Here is a 20,427-nt window from a genome sequence, read left to right as displayed (position 1 = left end):
GCCGATGACAGACCGCGCGGACTATAGCAGCACGGCGGCGGCGGCAACCGACGCGCGCCCGCCGTCCCTGACCGTGCTGGGCCTGGAGACCAGCTGCGACGAGACCGCCGCCTCGGTGGTGCGGCTGTCGGACGCGGGCGCCGAGGTGCTGTCCAGCGTGGTCCACAGCCAGATCGACGACCATGCGGCCTATGGCGGCGTGGTGCCCGAGATCGCGGCCCGCAGCCATGTGGAGATGATCGACGGCGTCGCCCGTCGCGCTATGAAGGAGGCGGGGCTCAACTGGGGCGCGCTGGACGGCGTGGCCGCCACCGCCGGGCCGGGCCTGGTCGGCGGGGTCATGGTGGGGCTGAGCTACGGCAAGGCGGCGGCCTTGGCGCGCGGCCTGCCGCTGATCGCCGTCAACCACTTGGAAGGCCATGCGGTGTCGGCGCGGCTGGGGGCGCAGACGCGTTATCCCTTTCTGCTGCTGCTCGTATCGGGCGGCCATTGCCAGCTGCTGGAGGTGCGCGGCATCGGCGACATGACGCGGCTGGGCACAACCATCGACGACGCCGCCGGCGAGGCCTTCGACAAGATCGCCAAGGCCATGGGCCTGGGCTATCCGGGCGGCCCGGCGCTTGAGCGGCTGGCCGCGGGCGGGGACGGCTCGCGCTTCGACCTGCCGCGCGCGCTCTTGGGCCGCAAGGACTGTGACTTCTCCTTTTCGGGGCTCAAGACCGCCGCGTCGCGCTTGGCGGAAACCTGCGAGACCGCGCAGGACCGCGCCGATCTGGCCGATGCGGTTCAGAACGCCATCGCGCGCCAGCTGACCGAACGCACCGAGCGGGCGATGCAGGCCTATGCGGAAACGCACGACCACCGCCTTTTCATTGTCGCTGGCGGCGTGGCGGCCAACCGCACGGTGCGGTCGCGGCTGACCGAGGCGGCGGCGCGGCACGGCTTCGACTTCCTGGCGCCGCCGCTGGCCTACTGCACCGACAACGCCGCCATGATCGCCCTGGCTGGGGCCGAGCGGCTAGAGAAGGGGCTGGTGTCCGACATCGACGTGGCGGCGCGGCCGCGATGGCCGCTGGACGAGGCGCGCGCCATATCCGATCCTGTGCATCTGAAGGCGGGCCGCAAGGGCGCCAAGGCGTGACCGGGGGATCCATGGAGTTTCACAAGGCGGGTGTGATCGGCGCGGGTGCCTGGGGCACGGCCCTGGCGCAGGTCGCGGCGCGGGCGGGCCTTTCGGTCACGCTGCAGGCGCGCGAGGCCGAGGTGGTCGAAAGCATCCGCGCGCGCCGCGTCAACGAGGCCTTCCTGCCGGGCGTGACCCTGGACGAGCGCATCGCCGTGACCAGCGACCTGGCCGATCTAGCGGACTGCGACCTGATCCTGGCCGTGCCGCCGGCCCAGCACATGCGCGCCACGCTTCAAGCCTTCAAACCTTATGCGGGCGCCGGCCTGCCGATCATCCTGTGCTCCAAGGGCGTCGAGCGCGGCTCGCTGAAGCTGATGACCGACGTGCTGGCCGAGACCCTTCCCGACGCCGCGCCGGCGGTGCTGTCGGGCCCCAGCTTCGCCGGAGAGGTCGCGCGCGGCCTGCCCGCCGCCGTCACCCTGGCCTGCAAGGACGTTGACTTGGGCGAGGAACTGATGTGGACCCTGTCGGGGCCGGGCTTCCGGCCCTATCTGGCCGGCGACCTGATCGGGGCCGAGGTCGGCGGAGCGATCAAGAACGTGCTGGCCATCGCTTGCGGCCTCAGCGAAGGCCGGGGCCTGGGCCGCAGCGCCCATGCCGCCATCATCACCCGCGGCTTCGCCGAAATGACCCGCGTCGGCGTGGCTTTGGGCGGCGAGGCTGAGACGGTGGCAGGCCTGTGCGGCCTGGGCGACCTGGTGCTGACCTGCTCCAGCCCGCAGTCGCGCAACATGAGCCTGGGCCTGGCGCTCGGCCAGGGTCAGAGCGTCGAAGAGGCCCTGGCCGGCAAGCGGTCGGTGGCCGAGGGCTATGAGAGCGCGCCGGCCGTGCGTGAACTGTCCGCCCGCCTGGGCGTCGACACGCCCATCTGCGAGGGCGTCGCCGCGCTGCTGAACGGCGAGACCACCGTGGACGAGCTGATCGACAACCTGCTGTCACGCCCGCTGAAGGCCGAGCGGATTTGACGGACGCCGCGCCCGCCGCCCGCCCGCGCGTCTGGAAGACCCCGCCGGGCGTCGCCCTGTGCGCCGAGATCGACATCGCCGAGCCCGGCGCGCGCGGCTTCGTGCTGCAGATCGGCGAAGCCTTCTTTCACGGGTTCGTGGTGCGCAAGGCCGGCCAGGTGGCGGGCTGGATCGACCGCTGCCCGCACGCCGGCTTTCCCATCGCGGTCGAGCTGGATCGCTATCTGACGCCCGACGGCTCGACCATCCTGTGCAGCTGGCACGGCGCGGTGTTCGAACCGCTGACCGGCGAATGCCTGGGCGGCCCCTGCGCCGGCGGCCGCCTCACCCCCTGGCCCGTTAAGGCCGAGGACGGGATTATCCGGACGGCCTAGCGCTTCAGCCGCTTCGCATTGGCGGTGGCGGCGTCGTGGAGAGGCTTCATCGCCTCGGCCTGGGCGCGGATCATTTCGCCGTTCAGCGCCGTCAGGCTGCGCGCCGCGCGGTCCCACCAGCCGAAGGCGTAGTTCATCTGGATCGTGGCGAAGGCTTGGGGCGAGGCCGCGCCAGCCAGGGCGGAAACGGCCTGGCCGGCCAGGCTGGCCTCGCGCGTCGTATCGCGCGCCAGCCGCTGGCCCACGCCGCCCATCCGCGCGCCGAACGCCGAGGCCGAGGCTGACAGGGCCTCGACCTTTTCAGAGCTCATCAGGGCCATTTCGGCCAGGTCCGCCTTGGTCGGATCGGCCAGGCCGGCGGCCAGAATCTCCATCCGCGCGGCGATGACTTCTTGCGAGGCCTGCAGCAGTTCGCCGCCAGCGACCAGCGCCTCGGACGCGTGCCTCGCGTCATTGGCGATGCGTCGTCCGCGCCGGGCGGCCTGTTCAAGTTTTGTCATCGCCGAGCCGTGGGCCTTCTTCATGTCCCCGGCAAGACCTCGGCGGCGAAATCGGCCACGTCCTTCAGAAGGGCGGGCACGGCGGCGTCGATGATGCGCTGGCCCTTTTCCGGGCTGGCCTGAGCCGGATCGGAGCCGATACGGCCGTCGGGGAAGCGCGCGCGATAGTCCAGGGCGTCGCGGATCGGGCCGACGGGCGCGATCCTGGGCTCATAGTCGGCGGTCTTGATCCGGTCCGGATAGGCCGCCTGGGTCACAGCTATCTCGGACGGGGTGGCGTGCATGCCGTGGCCGGTCGGGAAGATGGAGTTGCACAGGCCGGTCACTCCGGCCAAGTCCCACCAGTTGCGCAGCTTCAGGGCGAAGTCTGCCCGATCCTCGGCATAGGACCATTCGGCGTAGATTTCGGCGAAGGCGGCCTCGATGGTGGCGACATTGCCGCCGTGGCCGTTCAGGAAATAGATCCGCTCGAACCCGTGCCGCGTCAGGCTGGCTACCCAGTCGCCGATGGCGGCCATGAAGGTCGAGGGGCGCAGGGTGATGGTGCCGGGAAACGCCAGATGGTGCTGGGCCATGCCGATGTTGAAGGTCGGGGCCACGATCAGCGCCTCTTCGCCCTTCTCGGCGGCGTGGGCGATGATCTCGGGGCATAGCCAGTCGGTGCCCAGCAGACCGGTCGGGCCATGCTGTTCGTTGGAGCCGATCGGCACGATGACGGTGCTGGACAGGGCGTGCCCGCTTTTCAGCGCGGCGTCGATTTCGGGCCAAGACGACAGGTGGATCAGCATGGGGAACTCCGAACAGCGTAGGGTCGGCTTAAGGCGATTGGCGCGCGAGGTCTAATCCGGCTTCGCAGTACCGGATGCGCGCGCTAGATACAGGACATGAACAGCGCCGCCGCCACGCCCGACATCTCCGTCGTCGTGCCCGTCCACGATGAGGAGGGCGCGGCCGGGCCGTTGGCGCGCGAGATCGCTCAGGCCTTCGCCGGCCGATCCTACGAGATGATCTTCGTCGACGACGCCAGCCGCGACGGCACCCTGGCCGAGCTGCGCGCGGTCATGACCGAGCTGCCGGCGCTGCGCGTGCTCAGCCATGGGCAGAATGCGGGCCAGAGCCGGGCGGTGCGCACCGGCGTCCTGGCGGCCCGCGCCCCGGTGGTCGTAACCCTGGACGGCGACGGTCAGAACCCGCCCGTCGACGCCCCGCGTCTGGCGGACGCCCTGATCGCTGCGCCGCCCATCGTGGCCCTGGTCGGCGGCCGACGCGCAAAGCGGCAGGACAGCGAGGCCAAGCGCTTTGCCTCGCGCTGGGCCAACCGCATCCGCAAGCGCCTGCTGCATGACGACGCCGACGACACCGGCTGCGGGCTCAAGGCCTTCCGGCGCGACGTCTTCCTGCGTCTGCCGTACTTCGACCACGTCCACCGCTATCTGCCGGCCCTGGTGATCCGCGAGGGCTACGAGAACCGCTATCTCGACGTTGACCACCGGCACCGGGAGACGGGCCGGTCGAAATACACCAACTGGGGGCGGCTGATGGCCTCGTTCACCGACCTGCTGGGCGTGATGTGGCTCAAGACCCGCTCGCGGCGGGCCGGTGCGGTGACCGAGCTGTGAGCGGGCGCGGCGGACCCATCCGGCCAGCGCGCGGCGAGTCCATGCTGGTCGCCCTTCCGCTATTGGCCATCCCGGTCGTGATCTACAATCTGGTGGTGCTGTTCGGCGGGGGCGGCGGGGTGGACGCCTATGGCGTGGTCACCGGCCCGGAAGGCGTCCTGGGCGAGGTGCTGTTCAACCTGGCCATGACTTCCGGCGCGCAATGGAGCGTGACGGTCGGCGACCTGATCCTGTTCCTGTCGCTGGGCCTGCTGTTCTTCGAACTGCTGAAATCGACGTCCAGCCAGCGCACGGCGATCGTCAATCACGCCCTGTCGATGATCTTGTTTGTGGTCTGCCTGGTGGAGTTCCTGCTGCTGCGCGGCTTCGCCACCTCGGTCTTCTTCCTGATCCTGACCATGGTGATGCTTGACGTGCTGGCCGGCTTCATCGTCACCATCATCGCCGCCAGACGCGACTTCGACATGGGCTAGGTCTTCGCCCCTAGCCGAACGCTAGGAAGATCAGCGCCACGGCGGTCACGTCGAACAGGCGGGCGGCGGCGGAAAAGAGGGTCGGCATAGTCGGCTCCGGAACGTTCGGAGCGTCTCAAGCAAGCGCTGGGCCAAATGCCGGCGAGCCACGTCAGACGTCGGTGACGGCGGTCTTGCCCTTGGGCGGGCGGCGGTCGCGAACGGCGTATTCAGCGCCCAGATAGGCCGCGCGGGCGGCGTTCAGCACCGGAGGGCCGCCCTTCAGGCCGCGCTTGACCTGACCCTGCGCCAGCATCTGGGCGGTGAAGGCGGGATCATCGGGGGCGGCAGGCTTTGCCGGGGGGACGGCGTGATCCACCACCTCGCCTGCCGGGACCAGGGCGCGCGAGCTCGACCCCGCCCGGCGCTCGCCGCGCCGACGTGGCGTCTTGCGCCGATCATCGCCGACGCGGTCGTCGCTCATTTTTTGCCGTCCGTCGCCAGGCGGTCGATCTGTGCGCGCATCTCGTCCATCTGCCGGCGCATTTCCGCCAGCGGATCCGGCGCGGCGTCGTCGGATGCCTTGGCCTGCGCTTCCGGCTTTGCGGCAGCGGGCATGCCGGCGGCGAAGCCGGGGAACATCCGCATGGCGCGCTCGAACATGGCCATGTTCTGCTTGACCGCCTCTTCCATCAGCCCGGCGCCCGGCGTCGATCCGAAGGCGCGGGTGAACTGCCCGCGCAACTGCTCCTGCTGGCGGGTGAAGGAGTCCAGCGACATCTCCAGATAGGACGGCAGCACCGACTGCATCTGCCCGCCATAGAAGCCGATCAGCTGGCGCAGGAACTGCACCGGCAGAAGCGCCTCGCCGCGACTTTCTTCCTCGAAGATGATCTGCGTCAGGATCTGGCGCGTCAGCTCCTCATTGGTCTTGGCGTCATAGACGACGAACTCGACCCCCTCGCGCACCATCTGCGCCAGGTCTTCAAGCGTCACATAGGCCGAGGTCGCGGTGTTATAGAGCCTGCGGTTCGCATACTTCTTGATGACGATCGGATCGTCGATTCCACCCTGAGCTTTCTTGTTCGCCACGCTTGTTCCCGCGTTCTGTTGCAAGGCGTCACTATCGACCGGCTTGGCGCATTGCGCCAGCCCGGCCGGTCAACTGGCCAATCCGGGAGCCAGGACGACCCCGACCAGCACCGCCGCCCAATGGGTCCCCGCCCCCGCCACGACGAAGCCGTGCCAGATGGCGCGGCGGAACTTCACCTTCTGATTGATGAAGACGAAGACGCCGGCGGTGTAGATCAGCCCGCCCGCCACCAGCAGGCCCAGCGCCAGCGGATGAACCGTTTCGATCATCGGCTTCAATGCAATCACGGCCAGCCAGCCGAAGAGCACATAGACCCCGCTCCAGAAGGCGTCGGAGATGCGCGGCGCGAACATCTTGGCGCCCACGCCGGCGAAGGCGATGGCCCAGACCAGCAGGGTGAAGCCGATGGACCAGGCGCCCTCGAACCTCTGGGTAGTAAAGGGGGTGTAGCTGCCGGCGATCATCAGAAAGATGGCCGCCTCGTCCAGTCGCCGCAGCACCGGTCGCGCCGCACAGGGGCGGGTTAGGTTGTAGACCGTCGAGGCCGTCAGCATGGCGACTAGGCAAAGGGCGTAGATGGCCGTCGAAAACGCCGCGCCGACGCCCGAATTGATCGCCGCCAGCAGCGCCAGCGCCACCCCGCCGATCCCCGCCAGCACCAGGCCGACGACGTGGACCCACAGGTCGGCCAGCCGCTCGCCGCGCGTCTGATAGTGCTCGATCATGTCCAGCTCGTCCGGCGTGCAGACGTGGGTGGCCAGGGCTTTCAGTCGCGACAGCATGACACCCTCAATCCAACGGTTCGGCTGATCGTTCCCGCCAGACTGCGCCGACACGGCGCCCAAACCGTGAATGCTCGCGTCGACAGGTGACGCGCGCGCTGCGCTGCGGCATGAAAGCCGCACTTTCGTCGTCCTCCCCAGGTCGTCTTGCTGGAGTCTCCGCCATGACCGACGTCGTCATCGTTTCCGCCGCCCGCACCCCCGTGGGGGCCTTTCTGGGCGCCCTATCCGCCCTGCCCGCCTCCAAGCTCGGCGAGGTCGCCATCAAGGCGGCGCTGGAGCGCGCGGGCGTCGAGCCCCAGGCCGTTGACGAGGTCATCCTGGGTCATGTGCTGCAGGCGGCCGCCGGCCAGGGCCCTGCGCGTCAGGCCTCGATGGGGGCCGGAATTCCCAAGGAGACCCCCGCCTGGAGCCTGAACCAGATCTGCGGTTCGGGCCTGCGCGCCGTGGCCATCGCGGCCCAGCAGATCGCCCTGGGCGACGCGAAGATCGTGGTCGCGGGCGGTCAGGAGAGCATGAGCCAGGCCCCGCACGCCCAGGCCCTGCGCACCGGCCAGAAGATGGGCGACGTCACCCTGATCGACACCATGATCAAGGACGGCCTGTGGGACGCCTTCAACGGCTATCACATGGGCCAGACGGCCGAGAACATCGCCGACAAGTGGTCGATCAGCCGCGCCGATCAGGACGCCTTCGCCGTCGCCTCGCAGAACAAGGCCGAGGCCGCTCAGAAGGCCGGCCGCTTCGCCGACGAGATCGCGCCCGTCACCATCGCCGGCAAGAAGGGGGACACCATCGTCGATCAGGACGAATACATCCGCCATGGCGCGACCCTGGAGGCGATGGAGAAGCTGCGCCCCGCCTTCACCAAGGAGGGCTCGGTCACGGCCGCCAACGCGTCCGGTCTGAACGACGGCGCCGCCGCCCTGGTGCTGATGAGCGCCGACGAGGCGAAGGTCCGCGGGCTCGAGCCCCTGGCCCGCATCGCGTCCTGGGCCACCGCCGGCGTCGATCCGGCGGTGATGGGCACGGGCCCGATTCCGGCATCGAAGAAGGCGCTGGAGAAGGCGGGCTGGAGCGTCGCCGACCTGGACCTGATCGAGTCCAACGAAGCCTTCGCGGCCCAGTCGCTGTGCGTGGCCAAGGAGCTGGGCCTGGACCCGGCCAAGGTGAACGTCAACGGCGGGGCCATCGCCATCGGCCACCCCATTGGCGCCTCGGGCGCGCGCATCCTGACCACCCTGCTGCACGAGATGAAGCGCGCGGGCGCCAAAAAGGGTCTGGCCACCCTGTGCATAGGCGGCGGCATGGGCGTGGCCCTTTGCGTCGAGCGGGCCTGATCCGCGCATGAAAAAGCGGGCCGCCCCGAAGGACGGCCCGCTGATCGGCTTGGCCTAAACGCGATTACTCGCCGCGCTGAGCCGCCGCCAGGGCGATGCGCGCACGCAGGTGCTCGTCCTGAGCCTGGGCGCCGGAAATGGCGTTGAAACGCTCGATGTCGAGGCCCGACGCCTCGATGGCCGACGCCATCTGCGCCTGCTGCTCTTCGTTCGGCTGGGCGCCGTTCAGCTGCTGGGCCAGGTCCGAGATCGAGGCCATGGCGGTGGCGAACTGGGCGGCTTCGGCGTCGGTCACCGAGGCGCCGACCGAACCGTCGGCCGACGGCGTGGCGCCGGCCACAGCCGCGCGGGCCTGAAGCGTCGTGTCGGACGAGACCTTGGCCGAAATGGCGTTGAAGCGCTCGACCTCAAGACCGGAGTTCTCGACGATGGAAGCCATCTCGGCCTGCTGCTCGGTCGTGGGCTGGCCACCCGAAATCTGCTGCTGGATGACGCTAAGGCGCTGCATGGCGCCGGCGAACTGGCTGAGCTCCTGATCGGTCGGCGCGCCCTGCGGCGCGGCGGCTTGAGGGGCGGGCTGAGCGGCCGGAGCGGGGGTCGCGGCCGGGGCGGCGGCGTCCTGAGCCAGGGCGGGGGCCGCGGCGGCGGCGGTCAGGGCGGAAAGGGCGGCGAGAGTCACAAGACGCATGTCGTATCCTTCTTTGCCTCCGGTCCGCCCGACGTCACGCCGGCCCGCATCCACGGGCCCCCGCGCGGCCGGAAGTTGATCAACAACGGGAGGGGCGGGGAGACCTAAAAGGTAGGAAGCCTCGCCGGGTTCCGCAAATAAGTCACGATTCCGGCAGGTTAGCGTCCAGCTCGTCCAGCCACACCTGCGCCGAGGCGTCCGACGGCGCGCGCCAGTCCCCGCGCGGCGACAGCGATCCGCCCGTCACCACTTTCGGCCCGTTGGGCAGGGCCGAACGCTTGAACTGCGCCGTCTGGAAGAAGCGCACGAGGAATTTGCGCAGCCAGTGGCGGATGGTCGCCAGGTCGTAGGCCGCCTTCTCGATGTCCGGCGTGTTGGACGGCCAGGCGCCGGTCGCGGCGTCCTTCCAGGCCTGGTGCGCCAGAAAGGCGACCTTGGACGGCCGCATTCCGAACCGGCTGATGTAGAACAGGAAGAAGTCGTTCAGGGCATAGGGTCCGACCGTCCCCTCGGTCGACTGGATGCGCCCCTCGGCGTCGGCGGGGACCAGCTCGGGGCTGATCTCGGTCGCCAGGATGGCGCGCAGCACCTCGGCGGCGCCGCCTTCCGGCTCGCGCTCTGCGACCCAGCGGATCAGGTGCCGGATCAACGTCTTCGCCACCCCGCCGTTGACGTTGTAATGGCTCATGTGGTCGCCCACGCCATAGGTCGCCCACCCCAACGCCAGCTCCGACAGGTCGCCGGTCCCCAGCACAAAGGCCTTGTGCTGGTTGGCCAGGCGGAACAGATAGTCGGTCCGCAGGCCCGCCTGGACGTTCTCGAAGGTGATGTCGTGCACCGGCTCGCCCATCGCATAGGCGTGGCCGATGTCCCTCAGCATCTGGTCGGCCGCCGGGCGGATGTCGATCTCTCCGCCCGTGACGCCCAGGGCGTTCATCAGGGCCCAGGCGTTCGACTTCGTCCCATCCGAGGTCGCATAGCCCGGCAGGGTGAAGCCCAGGATGTTGGAGCGCGGCAAGCCCAGCCGGTCGAACGCCCGGCACGTCACCAGCAGCGCCTGGGTCGAATCCAGCCCGCCCGACACGCCGATGACGATGCGCTCGCCGTTGGTCGCCGTCAGCCGCCGCATCAGGCCCTGAACCTGGATGTTGAACGCCTCATAGCAGTCCTGATCCAGCCGCGCGGCGTCGTGGGGCACGAAGGGAAAGCGGTCCAGCGGCCGGATCAGATCGTCGGTCCTGTCGTCGCCGCCCAGCTCGAACGGGATGACGGTCGCCGCCTCGCCCTCGGCCCGCGCGCAATCCGCAAAGGTGCCGTTCCTCAGCCGCTCCAGCCCGATGCGGCCCACGTCCACGTCGGCGATAGTCAGATGCGGCTCCAGGGCGAAGCGCTCGCCCGCGGCCAGTTTGGCGCCCAGTTCGTGGATCATCGCCTGGCCGTCCCAGGCCAGGTCGGTGGTCGATTCGCCCCAGCCGGAGGCGGCGAACACATAGGCCGACAGGATCCGCGACGACTGGCTGGCGCACAGCAGTTCGCGCTCCTCGGCCTTGCCGATCACGATGTTGGAGGCCGACAGGTTGCACAGGATCCGCGCCCCGGCCAACGCTGCCCGCGTCGAGGGCGGCTGCGGTGCCCAGAAGTCCTCGCAGATCTCGGCCGAGAAGACGAAGCCCGCCCGGTCCACCGCCTCGAACACCAGGCCCGGCGCGAAATCCACCGTCTCGCCGTTCAGCGTGACCGTGTCGTCCGACCGCGCCGCCGCCGGCGCGAACCAGCGCTTCTCATAATATTCGCGATAGTTCGGCAGATAGGTCTTGGGAACCACGCCCAGCACCCCGCCCGGCCCGACCACCACGCCGCAGTTGAACAGGGCGTCGCCCTGGCGCACCGGCGCACCGAACACCGCGACCAGGTCCAGTTCGTCAGCGACCTCCGCCAGTTCGCCGATCCGCCGCTCCACCTCGGCCAAGAGCGCGTCCTGCATCAGCAGGTCGTCCACCGCATAGGCCGACAGGCTCAGCTCGGGAAACACCAACAGCTGCACGCCCGCCTCGGCGCCGCGCCGCATCAGCTCGACATGGGCCCGCGCATTGGCCGCCGGATCCGCCGTCGCCACGACCGGCGTCGCCGCCCCCACCCGCACGAAGCCGTGGGTCGAGGGACTATAGAAGGGGTGATCCTGCGCCATCGCTCAAATCCGCTCGCCCCGGCCAGAGCCGGTGGAGGTCATCATATAGGCGGGAATGGCGAGAGGGGTGAATGGGCGGGACGATAGCGGCGGTTCGCGCTCTGGCCCACAGCCGGCCAAGGGTTGTTTCGTGATTCATTTCTATTATGCTGGAAATATGGAATCTGAAGCCGCCATCTTGGCCCTTGCCGCCTTTGCCCAGCCCACGCGGCTGGAGGCGTTTCGCCTGCTGGTTCGGCACGAGCCGGAGGGTTTGCCAGCCGGCGAGATCGCCGACACCCTGGCTGTTCCCGCCAACACCATGTCGGCGCACCTGGGCGTTCTGGCCCGCGCCGGCCTGATTTCTTCCGAGCGTCGGAGCCGGTCGATCATCTATCGCGCCGACCTGGATCGCCTGCAGGCGCTGGTCGTCTTTTTGCTGAAGGACTGCTGCCAGGGGCGAGCCGAGCTTTGCGAGCCTCTACTGTCCGAACTGGCGCTGTGTCGCATCTGAGGATCTCATGGACGTCGTCATCTATCACAACCCCGCCTGCGGGACGTCGCGCAACACCCTGGCGCTGATCCGACACGTCGGCATCGAGCCGCACGTCATCGAGTATCTGAAGACGCCGCCCAGCCGCGCGATGATCCAAAGCCTGGTCGAGCGCATGGGCGCGCCGCTGCGCAGTCTTCTGCGAGAGAAGGGCACGCCCTTTGCGGAGCTGGGGCTCGACGAGCCCGGCCTGACAGATGAACACCTGCTGGACGCCATCGAAGCCCACCCCGTCCTGTTGAACCGCCCTATCGTGGTCTCACCCCGGGGCGTGAAGCTGTGCCGGCCGTCCGAGACGGTGCTCGACCTCCTGCCAACTGAGGGGCTGAAGCCCTTCGTCAAGGAGGATGGCGAAGTCGTCATCGACGCTGAGGGGCGCAGGGTCCGCTGATGGCCGACGCCGCTCTGTCCGCCCCGCGCCGACGCCGGCTGTCGTTTCTGGACCGCTGGCTGACGCTGTGGATTTTCGCCGCCATGGCTCTGGGCGTCTTGCTGGGAACCGTCGTGCCGGGGCTGCCGGCTTGGGTGGAGGGTCTGTCAGTCGGCACGACGAACATTCCGATCGCCATCGGCCTGATCCTGATGATGTATCCGCCATTGGCGCGGGTGAAGTACGAAGCCCTGCCCCAGGTGTTCGCCGACAAACGGGTCTTGCTACTCTCCCTGTTTCAGAACTGGGTGCTGGGTCCGGTGCTCATGTTCGCTCTGGCCGTGATCTTCCTGCGCGATCAGCCGGAATATATGACCGGGGTCATTCTGATCGGTCTGGCCCGCTGCATCGCCATGGTGCTGGTCTGGAACCAGCTGGCGCGCGGCGACAACCAGTATGTGGCCGGTCTGGTCGCCTTCAACTCCCTCTTCCAGATCGCCTTCTTCAGCCTCTACGCCTGGCTGTTCCTGACCGTGCTGCCGCCGCTGTTCGGCTTGCAGGGCAGCGTCATCGACGTCAGCGTGTGGACTATCGCCGCAGCGGTCCTTGTCTATCTCGGCCTGCCCTTCCTCGGCGGCTTCCTGACCCGGCGGACGCTCGTCGCACGCAAAGGGACCGACTGGTATGAGACGCGCTTTCTGCCGCGCATCGCGCCGATCACCCTGATCGCGCTGCTGTTCACCATCGTCGCCATGTTCAGCTTGAAAGGCGGCGAGGTGGTCGCCCTGCCGCTGGACGCCCTGCGGATCGCCATTCCGCTGACGATCTACTTCTTCGTCATGTTCGTGGTCAGCTTCCTGATGGGCCGGCTGATCGAGGCGGATTATCCGCGCACGACGGCCCTGGCCTTCACCGCTGCGTCCAACAACTTCGAGCTGGCGATCGCCGTCGCCATCGCCGCCTTCGGCCTGGCGTCGCCCGTCGCCTTCGCCGCCGTCATCGGCCCCCTGGTCGAGGTCCCGGTCTTGATCCTGCTGGTGTCCGTCGCCCTTTGGCTGGGCCGACGCTGGTTTCCCGATACGGCGCCGCAAGTTGGCCGGACCGCTGGATGACCATGAAACGCTGAGGCTTCGACCTCAAACAGGCCGCTTTGAAATCCTCAAGCCGCGCGCCTTCGGCGTGGGCTGGGCGTTTCGGCGTCGAACAGTTCGGCCAGCTTCTCGATCATGGCGCCGGCCAGTTGTTCGACATCGACCAGGGTGACGGCGCGGCGGTACCAGCGGGTCACGTCATGGCCGATGCCGATGGCCAGAAGTTCGACCGGCGAGCCGTCCTCGATCCTGGCGATGACCTGGCGCAGGTGCTTGTCCAGATACAGGGCGGCGTTCGCCGACTGGGTGGAATCGTCGACCGGCGAGCCGTCGGAAATGACCATCAGAATGCGCCGCGCCTCGCTGCGGGCCATCAGCCGACCGTGCGCCCACTCCAGCGCCTCGCCGTCGATGTTCTCCTTCAGCAGGCCCTCGCGCATCATCAGGCCCAGGTTCTTCTTGGCCCGGCGCCAGGGTGCGTCGGCGGACTTGTAGATGATGTGGCGGATGTCGTTCAGGCGGCCGGGCGCGGCGGGCTTGCCGGCGCTGATCCACGCCTCGCGCGACTGGCCGCCCTTCCAGGCGCGGGTGGTGAAGCCCAGGATCTCGACCTTGACCCCACACCGCTCCAGCGTGCGCGCCAGGATGTCGGCGCAGACCGCCGCCACCATGATCGGCCGGCCGCGCATCGAGCCCGAATTGTCGAGCAGCAGGGTCACCACCGTGTCGCGGAACGGGCTCTCGCTCTCGGCCTTGAATGACAGGGGGCTGGCGGGGTCGGTGACGACGCGGGTCAGCCGCGCAGTGTCCAGCACGCCCTCCTCCAGGTCGAAGATCCAGCTGCGGTTCTGCTGGGCCATCAAGCGGCGCTGAAGCCGGTTAGCCAGGCGCGACACCACGCTGGAGAGGACCGTCAGCTGCTGATCCAGCAGGGCGCGCAGACGGTCCAGCTCGACGGGGTCGCACAGATCCGCAGCGTCGATCACCTCGTCGAAGGCGGTGGTGAAAGCGTGATAGGTGCTGACGGCGCGGCCGTCGTCGGCGTTCTGGGTTCGATTGGGGCGCTCGCCCTCGCCCAGCTCCGGGTCGTCGGGACCGGGCTCGCCGTTCGGGTCTGCCGGCGCGCCATCGGGGCGAGCCTCGCGCTCCTGATCGGCGCCCTCGTCGTCGGCCGAGCCTTCCAGAGACTGGCCGTCGCCGGCGTCAGGCAGCTGTTCGTCCTCGTCGTCCTGATCCGAGGCTTCGGGCTCCTGGGGCTCGGGCTGATCCTCGCCCAGGTCGTCGGACGCATCGTCGCCGCGCCCGTCGCCGGGATCCATGTCCAGAGCGCGCAGCACGTCGCGGAACTTCTCCGCAAACGCCGATTGATCGTCGGCGGCCTGGGCCAGGGCGTCGAGCGCGGCGCCGGCCTTGCCCTCAAGATCGTCGCGCACGCGGTCCAGCATCGTCCCCGCGCCGTCGGGCGCGCGGTGGCCGGTCAGCCGCTCGCGCACCAGGAGCCCCACGGCCTCGGCCACGGGCACCCGCTCGGCCTCGGCGCGCAGGGCGCCGGTCCGTTCCAGCCGGGTCAGCAGGGCTGCGTCCAAATTGGCCCGAACCCCCGCAAGCGACCGCGCGCCCAGGGATTCCACCCGCGCCTGCTCCGCCGCCTCGAACACCTCGGCCGCCTGACTGTCGGCCGGACGCAGCCGCCCGCCCAGAGCCTCGTCGTGATTGGCCAGGCGCAGGGCCAGACGGTCGGCCTGGCCGCGCAGGGTCGCGCTCTCGGGGCCGGCCGGATCGCGCGGCGGATGCGGCAGGGTCAGGACGCCGTTCGCTAGCTTAGGCCCATCCGAGCCGAAGGCGACCTCCAGCTCGGCCTGTTCGGCCAGGGCGCGGGCGGCATGCGCCAGGGCGCGCTTGAAGGTCTCGGCGGGCGTATCGGCCATGGCAGGGAGTTAGAACCAAATGGCCGCGTCCGAAAGAGCGATGCGGTTTGCACCACGCCGGAAACCGCCTAATCAGAAGGGCATGAAACTCGCCTCGCTCAAGCACGGCCGCGACGGCCGCCTCGTGGTCGTCTCGCAGGACCTGAACTGGTTCACCGACGCCTTCCTGATCGCCCCGACCCTGCAGGCCGCGCTGGACGACTGGGACCGCTGTGAGCCCGAACTGCGCGCCCTGGCCGAAAGCCTGGAGCACGAGGCCGTGCCGCGCGGCCGCTTCCACGAGCGCGAGGCCGCCGCTCCCCTGCCCCGCGCCTATCAGTGGGCCGACGGCTCGGCCTATGTGAACCACGTCCAGCTGGTGCGTCAGGCGCGCGGCGCGGAAATGCCCGAGAGCTTCTGGACCGATCCGCTGATGTATCAGGGTGGTTCGGACTCCATGCTCGGGCCGCGCGACCCGATCCCGCTGGCCGACGAAGCCTGGGGCTGTGACCTAGAGGCCGAGATCGTGGTCGTCACCGGCGATGTGCCTCAGGGCGTGTCGCGCGAGGAGGCGCTGAACCACATCCGCCTGGTCGGCCTGGTCAACGACGTCTCGCTGCGCAACCTGATCCCGGCGGAGCTGGGCAAGGGCTTCGGCTTCGTCCAGTCCAAGCCCGCCAGCGCCCTGTCGCCCGTCTTCGTGACGACCGACGCCTTGGGCGATCGCTGGAAGGACGGCAAGCTGCACGGCGCGCTTGAGGTCCAGCTGAACGGCGCCGACTTCGGCCGGGCCGACGCCGGCGTGGACATGACCTTCGATTTCGGGACCCTGATCGCCCACCTGGCCAAGACCCGCTCGCTCGGCGCCGGATCGATCATCGGTTCGGGCACTGTGTCCAACCGTGACGCCGACGGCGGACCGGGCAAGCCGGTCGCCGAGGGCGGCCTGGGCTACTCGTGCCTGGCGGAGGTCCGCACGGTCGAGACCATCCTGCGCGGCAAGCCCGAAACGCCTTTCCTCAAGGCCGGCGACACGGTGCGGATCGAAATGCTGGACGAGCGCCGCCACTCGATCTTCGGCGCCATTGAACAGACGGTTAAGAGCGTCTGACCCTTCAAGAGTTGCGCGGGGAGCGCCCGATGTCGGATCGATCTGTCGCAGCAGGGTTCTTCACCTTGGGCATCGCAGTCTTTTTGTCCGACGGCGCCGCGGCCCAAGCCGCGACGGACTGGGACATTCACCGAGAGCCTCGCGGCCGGACAGTGATGGCCTATGCGCAATATGACTCCGGGCTCGGCATCGGCTTTCGCTGCGTCGATGGAGCCTTCGGTGCGGTGATCAGCGGCCTGCCGCTGGCCCGAGCCGAGCGACGCAATCTGATGATCCGGTTTGATGCGGATCACGCGCATTCCACCGGCTGGACCGCCACGACGGATCGAACCGTCGTGGTAGCCGACCTTCCGGCCCCGCTGGCGCGGCAGTTTCGCCAGGGCGGGCCGCTGCGGATCACCGTGCCGGGCGAAGCGTCGAACGGCGCCGATGTCGTGTTCGAGGTTGATCTGCCGCCGTCGAACCAATCCATAGATCAGGTGCTGACGGAGTGCGGCCGCCCCGTCGTCGATCCGCGCGACGCCATTTTGGAAGCCGTCAGCGAAGATGGCGGACCCGGCGGGGGCGTGATCTGGGCGCGCGCGCCCCGTCCGAGCTTTCCCCGCACCCAATACGCCGCCGGCTTCGTCGTCACGACCTGCCTGACGACGCCCGACGGTCGCCTGTCCGACTGTCTCAATGAGATGGAGCACCCGCCGGCAAGCCGTTTCGGCGACGCCGTGCTCAGGGCGTCACGCGATGCCCGTGTTGTCAGCCGCCAAGGCGTGGACAGCCCGATCCCTGTCCGACGCATCGCCTTCCGAACCCGCTTCGCCACGCGGTAAAAAAACAGGCTCAAGCTAGTATCGGGCTGGACAGCGAAGCTCTAGCGCAGTTCAACTTGCGGTGCTGTTAAGGGGGAGTTCCAATGCATCGGATCATGGGGGCAGCGGCTTTTGCAGGCCTGGCTTTTGCCGTGTTGACCACCGCCGCCCACGCTCAGACTCAGGGCGACGACGACTGGGACTATTCGACTGATCCCTCTCGACGCCTGACCATGGCTTCGGCCTCCTTCGACAGCGGAACGGCCGTGGCGGTACGCTGCACGGACGGAGCGCTGGACGTGCTGGTGACAGGCCTGCCCCCGGCTGCGGGCATGACGCGCACTCTGCTCGTGGGGCGCGTCGGCGAAGCTCAAGAGCGCGAGAGCTGGACCGTGGGCAGCAGCGCGACGGTCGCCTTCAGCCAGGTTCCGGCTCGCTTCGCACGGGCTCTTAGAGGCGGCGGGCGCCTTGAAGTTGTCGCCCAAGACGAAACCGGGCAGCCAGACCGGCGCCTTGTCTACGACCTCCCGACCGAATGGGCGAATATCGACCGCACGCTTCAGGCCTGCGACCGCCCCCTGCAGGATGAGCGCGACGCCTTGGGCGGCTGGGTGATCCCCGCCAGCGCCACAAACGTCTGGTCGACCCCTCCGCGACCGCAATACAGCAAACAGGCCTTGGATGCGGGCGTGGCGCGTGGATTCGCCGTCCTCAGCTGCGTCGTGAGGCCTCGCGGGGTCGTTCGCGATTGTCGGGTGGAAAGCGAAAGCCCGACGGGATACCGCCTGGGCCGATCCGCCGTCACGGCGGTTCACAACGCCAGACTGAACTATGATCGTGCGGATCCTGAGGCAGGAGCGGGCTCGACCTTCGTCATGCGTTTCGACTTCTGGATCGACGATCGGCTCATGGGCGGCGACCAGGCCAGCCGCCTGGACCGCAACTACGACGGCACGGCGCGGAACCCCGGAAACGACGATAACGAGAACCCGCCGTTGCCGAACCGCCCCCGATGATTGACCCGGTCAGGGACGGCGGCTACGAAGCCGCCCTTCCTGGCGCGCGGGCGTGGTGGAATTGGTAGACGCGCCGGACTCAAAATCCGGTTCCGAAAGGAGTGTCGGTTCGAGCCCGACCGCCCGCACCAAAAACGGTTTCAATGACTTAGCCCGGCTTCGGCCGGGCTTTGGCGTCTCTGGGGGCGCGGAAGTGGTTGCGCTGATTTTCAGGGTTTTTCACCCTTTACGTCATGCTCCGCCAAACTCCGAGCGCCGCGTGAGCGCCGCAAGGTTCCGGACCTGTTCTCGCGCGGCCTAGCGCATCGCCATGAGGAGCTTGTCTCGATCTGCTTGGATCGGCTCAAGCGCTCTCACGGCGTCCGACATTCCGAAAAATCGTGCGTAGGCGCTCAGGCCCCAATCCTGAGCGTTGATGGCATTCATCAAAGAGAATGGGATTCCGTTGTCGTCAGGGCCTGCCCTCAGTCCTAGCGTGCCGTCGTCGTTCGGTTCGATAAGCTTATCCAGAGGCGACATGGATGGGTGTACTGAGACGGCGCAGAGGGTTCTGTAATAGGCGTAGGTATCGCCAAGGCCCGAGCGCGCCGCGAGTTCTTCCATGCGAAGCTTCTTCGGTCCTAGCCGATATTCGGCGTCTGCTTTCTGAGATATCAGCCGAAAGGGTTCGGCCGCCGCAGGTTCGAGCAGATCGGCCAGAAGCTTGGCTCGCGCGGCGCTAGATGAGTGCTCATCGGCCATGAACAGGCGTGCGGCTTCGTCGGGCTCTCGTTCTAGGAAGCCGATCCAGAAAGCGATCTCCAAGCAAGTGCGGGCGCGGCCACGTCTCGGCTAGGTCTGGACAAGGCCCTCGCCGCGCTGACCACGGGCGACGTGCTTGTGGTCTGGCGTCTCGACCGCTTGGGCAGGTCCCTGTCGCATCTGATCACTCTCGTCCACGACCTGGGCGAGCGGGGCATCGGATTTCGCTCGTTGACCGAGGGCATCGACACGACCACCGCCCAAGGCAAGCTCGTCTTTCACATGATGGGGGCGCTCGCGGAGTTCGAGCGGGCGTTGATCAGCGAGCGCACGCGTGCCGGATTGCAGGCGGCGAAAGCGCGAGGCGAGCGGCTCGGCCGAAAGCCTGCGCTGATCTCATCGCAGGTCGAGCATGCCAGGAAGCTCATTCAATCCGGGGAGCGCCCTGCCGACGTGGCGCGCACTCTGCAGGTTGGGCGGGCGACACTTTATCGAGCACTGCGGGCGTAGGCGGTTTCGCTTCTTAAATCTCACGTGGTTTCTAGCTACGCAGGTGAGGTTCGGAAGGGGACCATGTACCTGACCAGCAAGTCGCCCAAACAAGCGTGAGACAGGAGAACGGAGCCGCCCTCGGATCAGCCAACCCATGCCCTCCGCAGCCAGCAAAGCCTTTGTGTTACCTCATAACGCCGGATGGGGCCCGTCGCTGGGCTGCCCCTTGAAAAGCCATACAAGTTGACGCGTTTGGAGAGCTGGAGCGTTTCCCGGATAGCTGTTCCGCTGAGCTTTGGCACCCTCCCGTAAACAGGCTGGGCGGCGGGCTGGCCCTAAAACGTCCCGCCATCTAACTTTCTCCAAATCGACCAGCCAATACATACGGTTCCTTGGGGCACGGTCGGCCCGGCGGGTCCATGAAGGTCCGCGTTTCGCCAGAAGCTGACATTGATCCCTCTGCTCTGAGCGGACCTCCAATGCGCAGTCAAGCGTGGAGCCGGTAGCCCACGCCGGGTTCGGTAAGGATTAGGGTCGGCTGCGCCGGGTCGGTCTCCAGCTTGTGTCGCAGTTGGCCGATGACGACGCGCAGATACTGGGTATCGGCTGCATGGGCGGCGCCCCAGACCGCGGTGAGAAGATCGACGTGTCCAATCAGCTTGCCGGCATGGCGGGCGAGATGGGCGAACAGGTCGTATTCCTTGGGGGTCAGCCGCACGGGCCGGCCCTCGCGGGTCACCAGCCGGTGATCCAGGTCAATCGCCACATCGCCGACGACAATGGGCCCCTTGTGGACCTTGGGGTCGGAGGTCTGGCGAAGGCTCGCGCGAATACGAGCCAACAGTTCGCCGACGCCGAAAGGCTTTTCGACATAGTCGTTGGCGCCGAGGTCGAGGGCCTCGATCTTTTCGGCCTCGCGGTCACGGGCGGACAAGATGATGATCGGGCCGGTGTAGAACTCGCGGGCCCGGATAAGCACATCCTTCCCATCCATGTCGGGAAGGCCGAGGTCGAGCACGACGGCGTCGGGGCTCCACAAGGCGATGCCGCGCAGGCCTTCCTGACCGCTGTCGGCCCGCTTCGGCTCGTAGCCGGCGGCGTCTAGCGCGGGCGACAGGAAGCGGTGGATTTGCGGTTCGTCGTCGATGACGAGGATGCGGGGTCTGGCGGCCGACAT

22 protein-coding genes, 1 tRNA gene and 1 pseudogene are annotated in these 20,427 nt (G+C 68.2%); 14 read left to right on the top strand and 10 right to left on the bottom strand.

Going from position 1 to position 20,427, the window contains the following annotated elements:
* Positions 1-4 precede the first annotated feature (4 nt).
* Genes tsaD through ACK4I0_RS04390 form a run of 3 tightly spaced genes read left to right on the top strand, consistent with a single transcriptional unit; the run spans position 5 to position 2,525 of the window.
* Positions 5-1,141, top strand: coding sequence for a tRNA (adenosine(37)-N6)-threonylcarbamoyltransferase complex transferase subunit TsaD (tsaD, locus tag ACK4I0_RS04400; RefSeq protein ID WP_409608464.1), 1,137 nt, complete (start codon positions 5-7; stop codon positions 1,139-1,141).
* An 11-nt stretch (positions 1,142-1,152) separates the two neighbouring features.
* Positions 1,153-2,151 (top strand): NAD(P)H-dependent glycerol-3-phosphate dehydrogenase, encoded by a 999-nt coding sequence (locus ACK4I0_RS04395; RefSeq protein WP_409608462.1) that lies wholly within the window; start codon positions 1,153-1,155, stop codon positions 2,149-2,151.
* The gene (locus tag ACK4I0_RS04390; protein WP_409608372.1) at positions 2,148-2,525 is read left to right on the top strand and encodes a Rieske (2Fe-2S) protein; all 378 of its coding nucleotides are present in this window, start codon (positions 2,148-2,150) and stop codon (positions 2,523-2,525) included. Before ACK4I0_RS04395 ends, ACK4I0_RS04390 begins: the two co-directional genes overlap by 4 nt.
* On the opposite strand, the gene ACK4I0_RS04385 is transcribed toward ACK4I0_RS04390, so the two are convergent.
* Positions 2,522-3,025 (bottom strand): phasin family protein, encoded by a 504-nt coding sequence (locus ACK4I0_RS04385; protein WP_409608370.1) that lies wholly within the window; start codon positions 3,023-3,025, stop codon positions 2,522-2,524. The genes ACK4I0_RS04390 and ACK4I0_RS04385 overlap by 4 nt on opposite strands.
* A gap of 20 nt (positions 3,026-3,045) precedes the next feature.
* Positions 3,046-3,813: a creatininase family protein gene (locus ACK4I0_RS04380; RefSeq protein WP_409608368.1), complete on the bottom strand. Its 768-nt coding sequence runs from the start codon at positions 3,811-3,813 to the stop codon at positions 3,046-3,048.
* Between the two features lie 96 nt (positions 3,814-3,909).
* On the opposite strand from ACK4I0_RS04380, the gene ACK4I0_RS04375 reads away from it, so the two are divergent.
* Together ACK4I0_RS04375 and ACK4I0_RS04370 are read left to right on the top strand one after the other, a co-directional pair.
* Positions 3,910-4,644: a glycosyltransferase family 2 protein gene (locus ACK4I0_RS04375; RefSeq protein ID WP_409608366.1), complete on the top strand. Its 735-nt coding sequence runs from the start codon at positions 3,910-3,912 to the stop codon at positions 4,642-4,644.
* A 41-nt stretch (positions 4,645-4,685) separates the two neighbouring features.
* Positions 4,686-5,117: a hypothetical protein gene (locus tag ACK4I0_RS04370; RefSeq protein WP_409608364.1), complete on the top strand. Its 432-nt coding sequence runs from the start codon at positions 4,686-4,688 to the stop codon at positions 5,115-5,117.
* A 151-nt stretch (positions 5,118-5,268) separates the two neighbouring features.
* Here the strand turns inward: ACK4I0_RS04370 and ACK4I0_RS04365 are convergent, their stop codons facing one another.
* From ACK4I0_RS04365 to trhA, 3 genes are all read right to left on the bottom strand, one after another.
* Positions 5,269-5,580: a hypothetical protein gene (locus tag ACK4I0_RS04365; protein WP_409608362.1), complete on the bottom strand. Its 312-nt coding sequence runs from the start codon at positions 5,578-5,580 to the stop codon at positions 5,269-5,271.
* A complete protein-coding gene (gene phaR / locus ACK4I0_RS04360; protein ID WP_409608360.1) occupies positions 5,577-6,188 on the bottom strand; it encodes a polyhydroxyalkanoate synthesis repressor PhaR in 612 nt (203 codons plus the stop codon). Before phaR ends, ACK4I0_RS04365 begins: the two co-directional genes overlap by 4 nt.
* A gap of 69 nt (positions 6,189-6,257) precedes the next feature.
* Positions 6,258-6,971 carry a PAQR family membrane homeostasis protein TrhA gene (gene trhA, locus ACK4I0_RS04355; RefSeq protein WP_409608358.1) on the bottom strand — a complete coding sequence of 238 codons (714 nt, stop codon included), beginning with the start codon at positions 6,969-6,971 and terminating at the stop codon, positions 6,258-6,260.
* A 164-nt stretch (positions 6,972-7,135) separates the two neighbouring features.
* On the opposite strand from trhA, the gene ACK4I0_RS04350 reads away from it, so the two are divergent.
* The gene (locus ACK4I0_RS04350; RefSeq protein WP_409608356.1) at positions 7,136-8,311 is read left to right on the top strand and encodes an acetyl-CoA C-acetyltransferase; all 1,176 of its coding nucleotides are present in this window, start codon (positions 7,136-7,138) and stop codon (positions 8,309-8,311) included.
* A 64-nt stretch (positions 8,312-8,375) separates the two neighbouring features.
* Here the strand turns inward: ACK4I0_RS04350 and ACK4I0_RS04345 are convergent, their stop codons facing one another.
* Together ACK4I0_RS04345 and ACK4I0_RS04340 are read right to left on the bottom strand one after the other, a co-directional pair.
* Entirely contained in the window at positions 8,376-8,999 is a 624-nt protein-coding gene (locus ACK4I0_RS04345; RefSeq protein ID WP_409608354.1) for a DUF4168 domain-containing protein, read from the bottom strand.
* Positions 9,000-9,141: 142 nt separating this feature from the next.
* Positions 9,142-11,187, bottom strand: coding sequence for an NAD(+) synthase (locus ACK4I0_RS04340; protein ID WP_409608352.1), 2,046 nt, complete (start codon positions 11,185-11,187; stop codon positions 9,142-9,144).
* Between the two features lie 157 nt (positions 11,188-11,344).
* On the opposite strand from ACK4I0_RS04340, the gene ACK4I0_RS04335 reads away from it, so the two are divergent.
* The 3 genes from ACK4I0_RS04335 to arsB are packed head-to-tail and all read left to right on the top strand — an operon-like array spanning position 11,345 to position 13,201.
* Positions 11,345-11,680 carry an ArsR/SmtB family transcription factor gene (locus ACK4I0_RS04335; RefSeq protein WP_409608350.1) on the top strand — a complete coding sequence of 112 codons (336 nt, stop codon included), beginning with the start codon at positions 11,345-11,347 and terminating at the stop codon, positions 11,678-11,680.
* A gap of 7 nt (positions 11,681-11,687) precedes the next feature.
* A complete protein-coding gene (arsC, locus tag ACK4I0_RS04330) occupies positions 11,688-12,110 on the top strand; it encodes an arsenate reductase (glutaredoxin) (protein ID WP_409608348.1) in 423 nt (140 codons plus the stop codon).
* Positions 12,110-13,201: an ACR3 family arsenite efflux transporter gene (gene arsB / locus ACK4I0_RS04325; RefSeq protein ID WP_409608346.1), complete on the top strand. Its 1,092-nt coding sequence runs from the start codon at positions 12,110-12,112 to the stop codon at positions 13,199-13,201. The genes arsC and arsB overlap by 1 nt, the downstream gene beginning before the upstream one ends.
* 47 nt (positions 13,202-13,248) lie before the next feature.
* Here the strand turns inward: arsB and cobT are convergent, their stop codons facing one another.
* Positions 13,249-15,108: a cobaltochelatase subunit CobT gene (gene cobT / locus ACK4I0_RS04320; protein WP_409608344.1), complete on the bottom strand. Its 1,860-nt coding sequence runs from the start codon at positions 15,106-15,108 to the stop codon at positions 13,249-13,251.
* Positions 15,109-15,190: 82 nt separating this feature from the next.
* Between cobT and ACK4I0_RS04315 the strand changes: the two genes are divergently transcribed.
* From ACK4I0_RS04315 to ACK4I0_RS04300, 4 genes are all read left to right on the top strand, one after another.
* On the top strand, positions 15,191-16,198 hold the full coding sequence (locus ACK4I0_RS04315) for a fumarylacetoacetate hydrolase family protein (RefSeq protein WP_409608342.1): 1,008 nt from the start codon (positions 15,191-15,193) through the stop codon (positions 16,196-16,198).
* 29 nt (positions 16,199-16,227) lie between these two features.
* On the top strand, positions 16,228-17,022 hold the full coding sequence (locus ACK4I0_RS04310; RefSeq protein ID WP_409608340.1) for a hypothetical protein: 795 nt from the start codon (positions 16,228-16,230) through the stop codon (positions 17,020-17,022).
* 131 nt (positions 17,023-17,153) lie between these two features.
* Entirely contained in the window at positions 17,154-18,017 is an 864-nt protein-coding gene (locus ACK4I0_RS04305; protein WP_409608338.1) for an energy transducer TonB, read from the top strand.
* Positions 18,018-18,063: 46 nt separating this feature from the next.
* Positions 18,064-18,148: transfer RNA gene (locus tag ACK4I0_RS04300), tRNA-Leu, on the top strand.
* Between the two features lie 166 nt (positions 18,149-18,314).
* On the opposite strand, the pseudogene ACK4I0_RS04295 reads toward ACK4I0_RS04300, so the two are convergent.
* Positions 18,315-18,824 (bottom strand): annotated as a pseudogene (locus ACK4I0_RS04295) (hypothetical protein); the annotation flags it as partial.
* Between the two features lie 30 nt (positions 18,825-18,854).
* Here ACK4I0_RS04295 and ACK4I0_RS04290 point away from each other — a divergent pair.
* Positions 18,855-19,268, top strand: coding sequence for a recombinase family protein (locus ACK4I0_RS04290; RefSeq protein ID WP_409608460.1), 414 nt, complete (start codon positions 18,855-18,857; stop codon positions 19,266-19,268).
* 469 nt (positions 19,269-19,737) lie between these two features.
* Here the strand turns inward: ACK4I0_RS04290 and ACK4I0_RS04285 are convergent, their stop codons facing one another.
* Positions 19,738-20,427, bottom strand: a complete 690-nt coding sequence (locus ACK4I0_RS04285) for a response regulator (protein WP_409608336.1) — start codon at positions 20,425-20,427, stop codon at positions 19,738-19,740.

The sequence above is a fragment of the Brevundimonas sp. genome (genome assembly GCF_046295775.1).
In the GTDB taxonomy this organism is placed as follows: domain Bacteria; phylum Pseudomonadota; class Alphaproteobacteria; order Caulobacterales; family Caulobacteraceae; genus Brevundimonas.
The sequence above is the reverse complement of the archived record's forward strand: the minus strand, read 5'-3'. Positions and strand labels throughout refer to the sequence as shown.

Excerpts from the sequence above, each read along its gene's own strand:
- ACK4I0_RS04375 (WP_409608366.1), top strand. The coding sequence starts at position 3,910 with ATGAACAGCGCCGCCGCCACGCCCGACATCTCCGTCGTCGTGCCCGTC.
- trhA (WP_409608358.1), bottom strand. The coding sequence starts at position 6,971 with ATGCTGTCGCGACTGAAAGCCCTGGCCACCCACGTCTGCACGCCGGAC.
- ACK4I0_RS04335 (WP_409608350.1), top strand. The coding sequence starts at position 11,345 with ATGGAATCTGAAGCCGCCATCTTGGCCCTTGCCGCCTTTGCCCAGCCC.
- ACK4I0_RS04315 (WP_409608342.1), top strand. The coding sequence starts at position 15,191 with ATGAAACTCGCCTCGCTCAAGCACGGCCGCGACGGCCGCCTCGTGGTC.
- ACK4I0_RS04285 (WP_409608336.1), bottom strand. The coding sequence starts at position 20,427 with ATGTCGGCCGCCAGACCCCGCATCCTCGTCATCGACGACGAACCGCAA.
- ACK4I0_RS04395 (WP_409608462.1), top strand. The coding sequence starts at position 1,153 with ATGGAGTTTCACAAGGCGGGTGTGATCGGCGCGGGTGCCTGGGGCACG.
- ACK4I0_RS04370 (WP_409608364.1), top strand. The coding sequence starts at position 4,686 with ATGCTGGTCGCCCTTCCGCTATTGGCCATCCCGGTCGTGATCTACAAT.
- ACK4I0_RS04340 (WP_409608352.1), bottom strand. The coding sequence starts at position 11,187 with ATGGCGCAGGATCACCCCTTCTATAGTCCCTCGACCCACGGCTTCGTG.
- ACK4I0_RS04310 (WP_409608340.1), top strand. The coding sequence starts at position 16,228 with ATGTCGGATCGATCTGTCGCAGCAGGGTTCTTCACCTTGGGCATCGCA.
- ACK4I0_RS04380 (WP_409608368.1), bottom strand. The coding sequence starts at position 3,813 with ATGCTGATCCACCTGTCGTCTTGGCCCGAAATCGACGCCGCGCTGAAA.
- arsB (WP_409608346.1), top strand. The coding sequence starts at position 12,110 with ATGGCCGACGCCGCTCTGTCCGCCCCGCGCCGACGCCGGCTGTCGTTT.
- arsC (WP_409608348.1), top strand. The coding sequence starts at position 11,688 with ATGGACGTCGTCATCTATCACAACCCCGCCTGCGGGACGTCGCGCAAC.
- ACK4I0_RS04365 (WP_409608362.1), bottom strand. The coding sequence starts at position 5,580 with ATGAGCGACGACCGCGTCGGCGATGATCGGCGCAAGACGCCACGTCGG.
- cobT (WP_409608344.1), bottom strand. The coding sequence starts at position 15,108 with ATGGCCGATACGCCCGCCGAGACCTTCAAGCGCGCCCTGGCGCATGCC.
- ACK4I0_RS04345 (WP_409608354.1), bottom strand. The coding sequence starts at position 8,999 with ATGCGTCTTGTGACTCTCGCCGCCCTTTCCGCCCTGACCGCCGCCGCC.
- ACK4I0_RS04385 (WP_409608370.1), bottom strand. The coding sequence starts at position 3,025 with ATGACAAAACTTGAACAGGCCGCCCGGCGCGGACGACGCATCGCCAAT.
- ACK4I0_RS04350 (WP_409608356.1), top strand. The coding sequence starts at position 7,136 with ATGACCGACGTCGTCATCGTTTCCGCCGCCCGCACCCCCGTGGGGGCC.
- tsaD (WP_409608464.1), top strand. The coding sequence starts at position 5 with ATGACAGACCGCGCGGACTATAGCAGCACGGCGGCGGCGGCAACCGAC.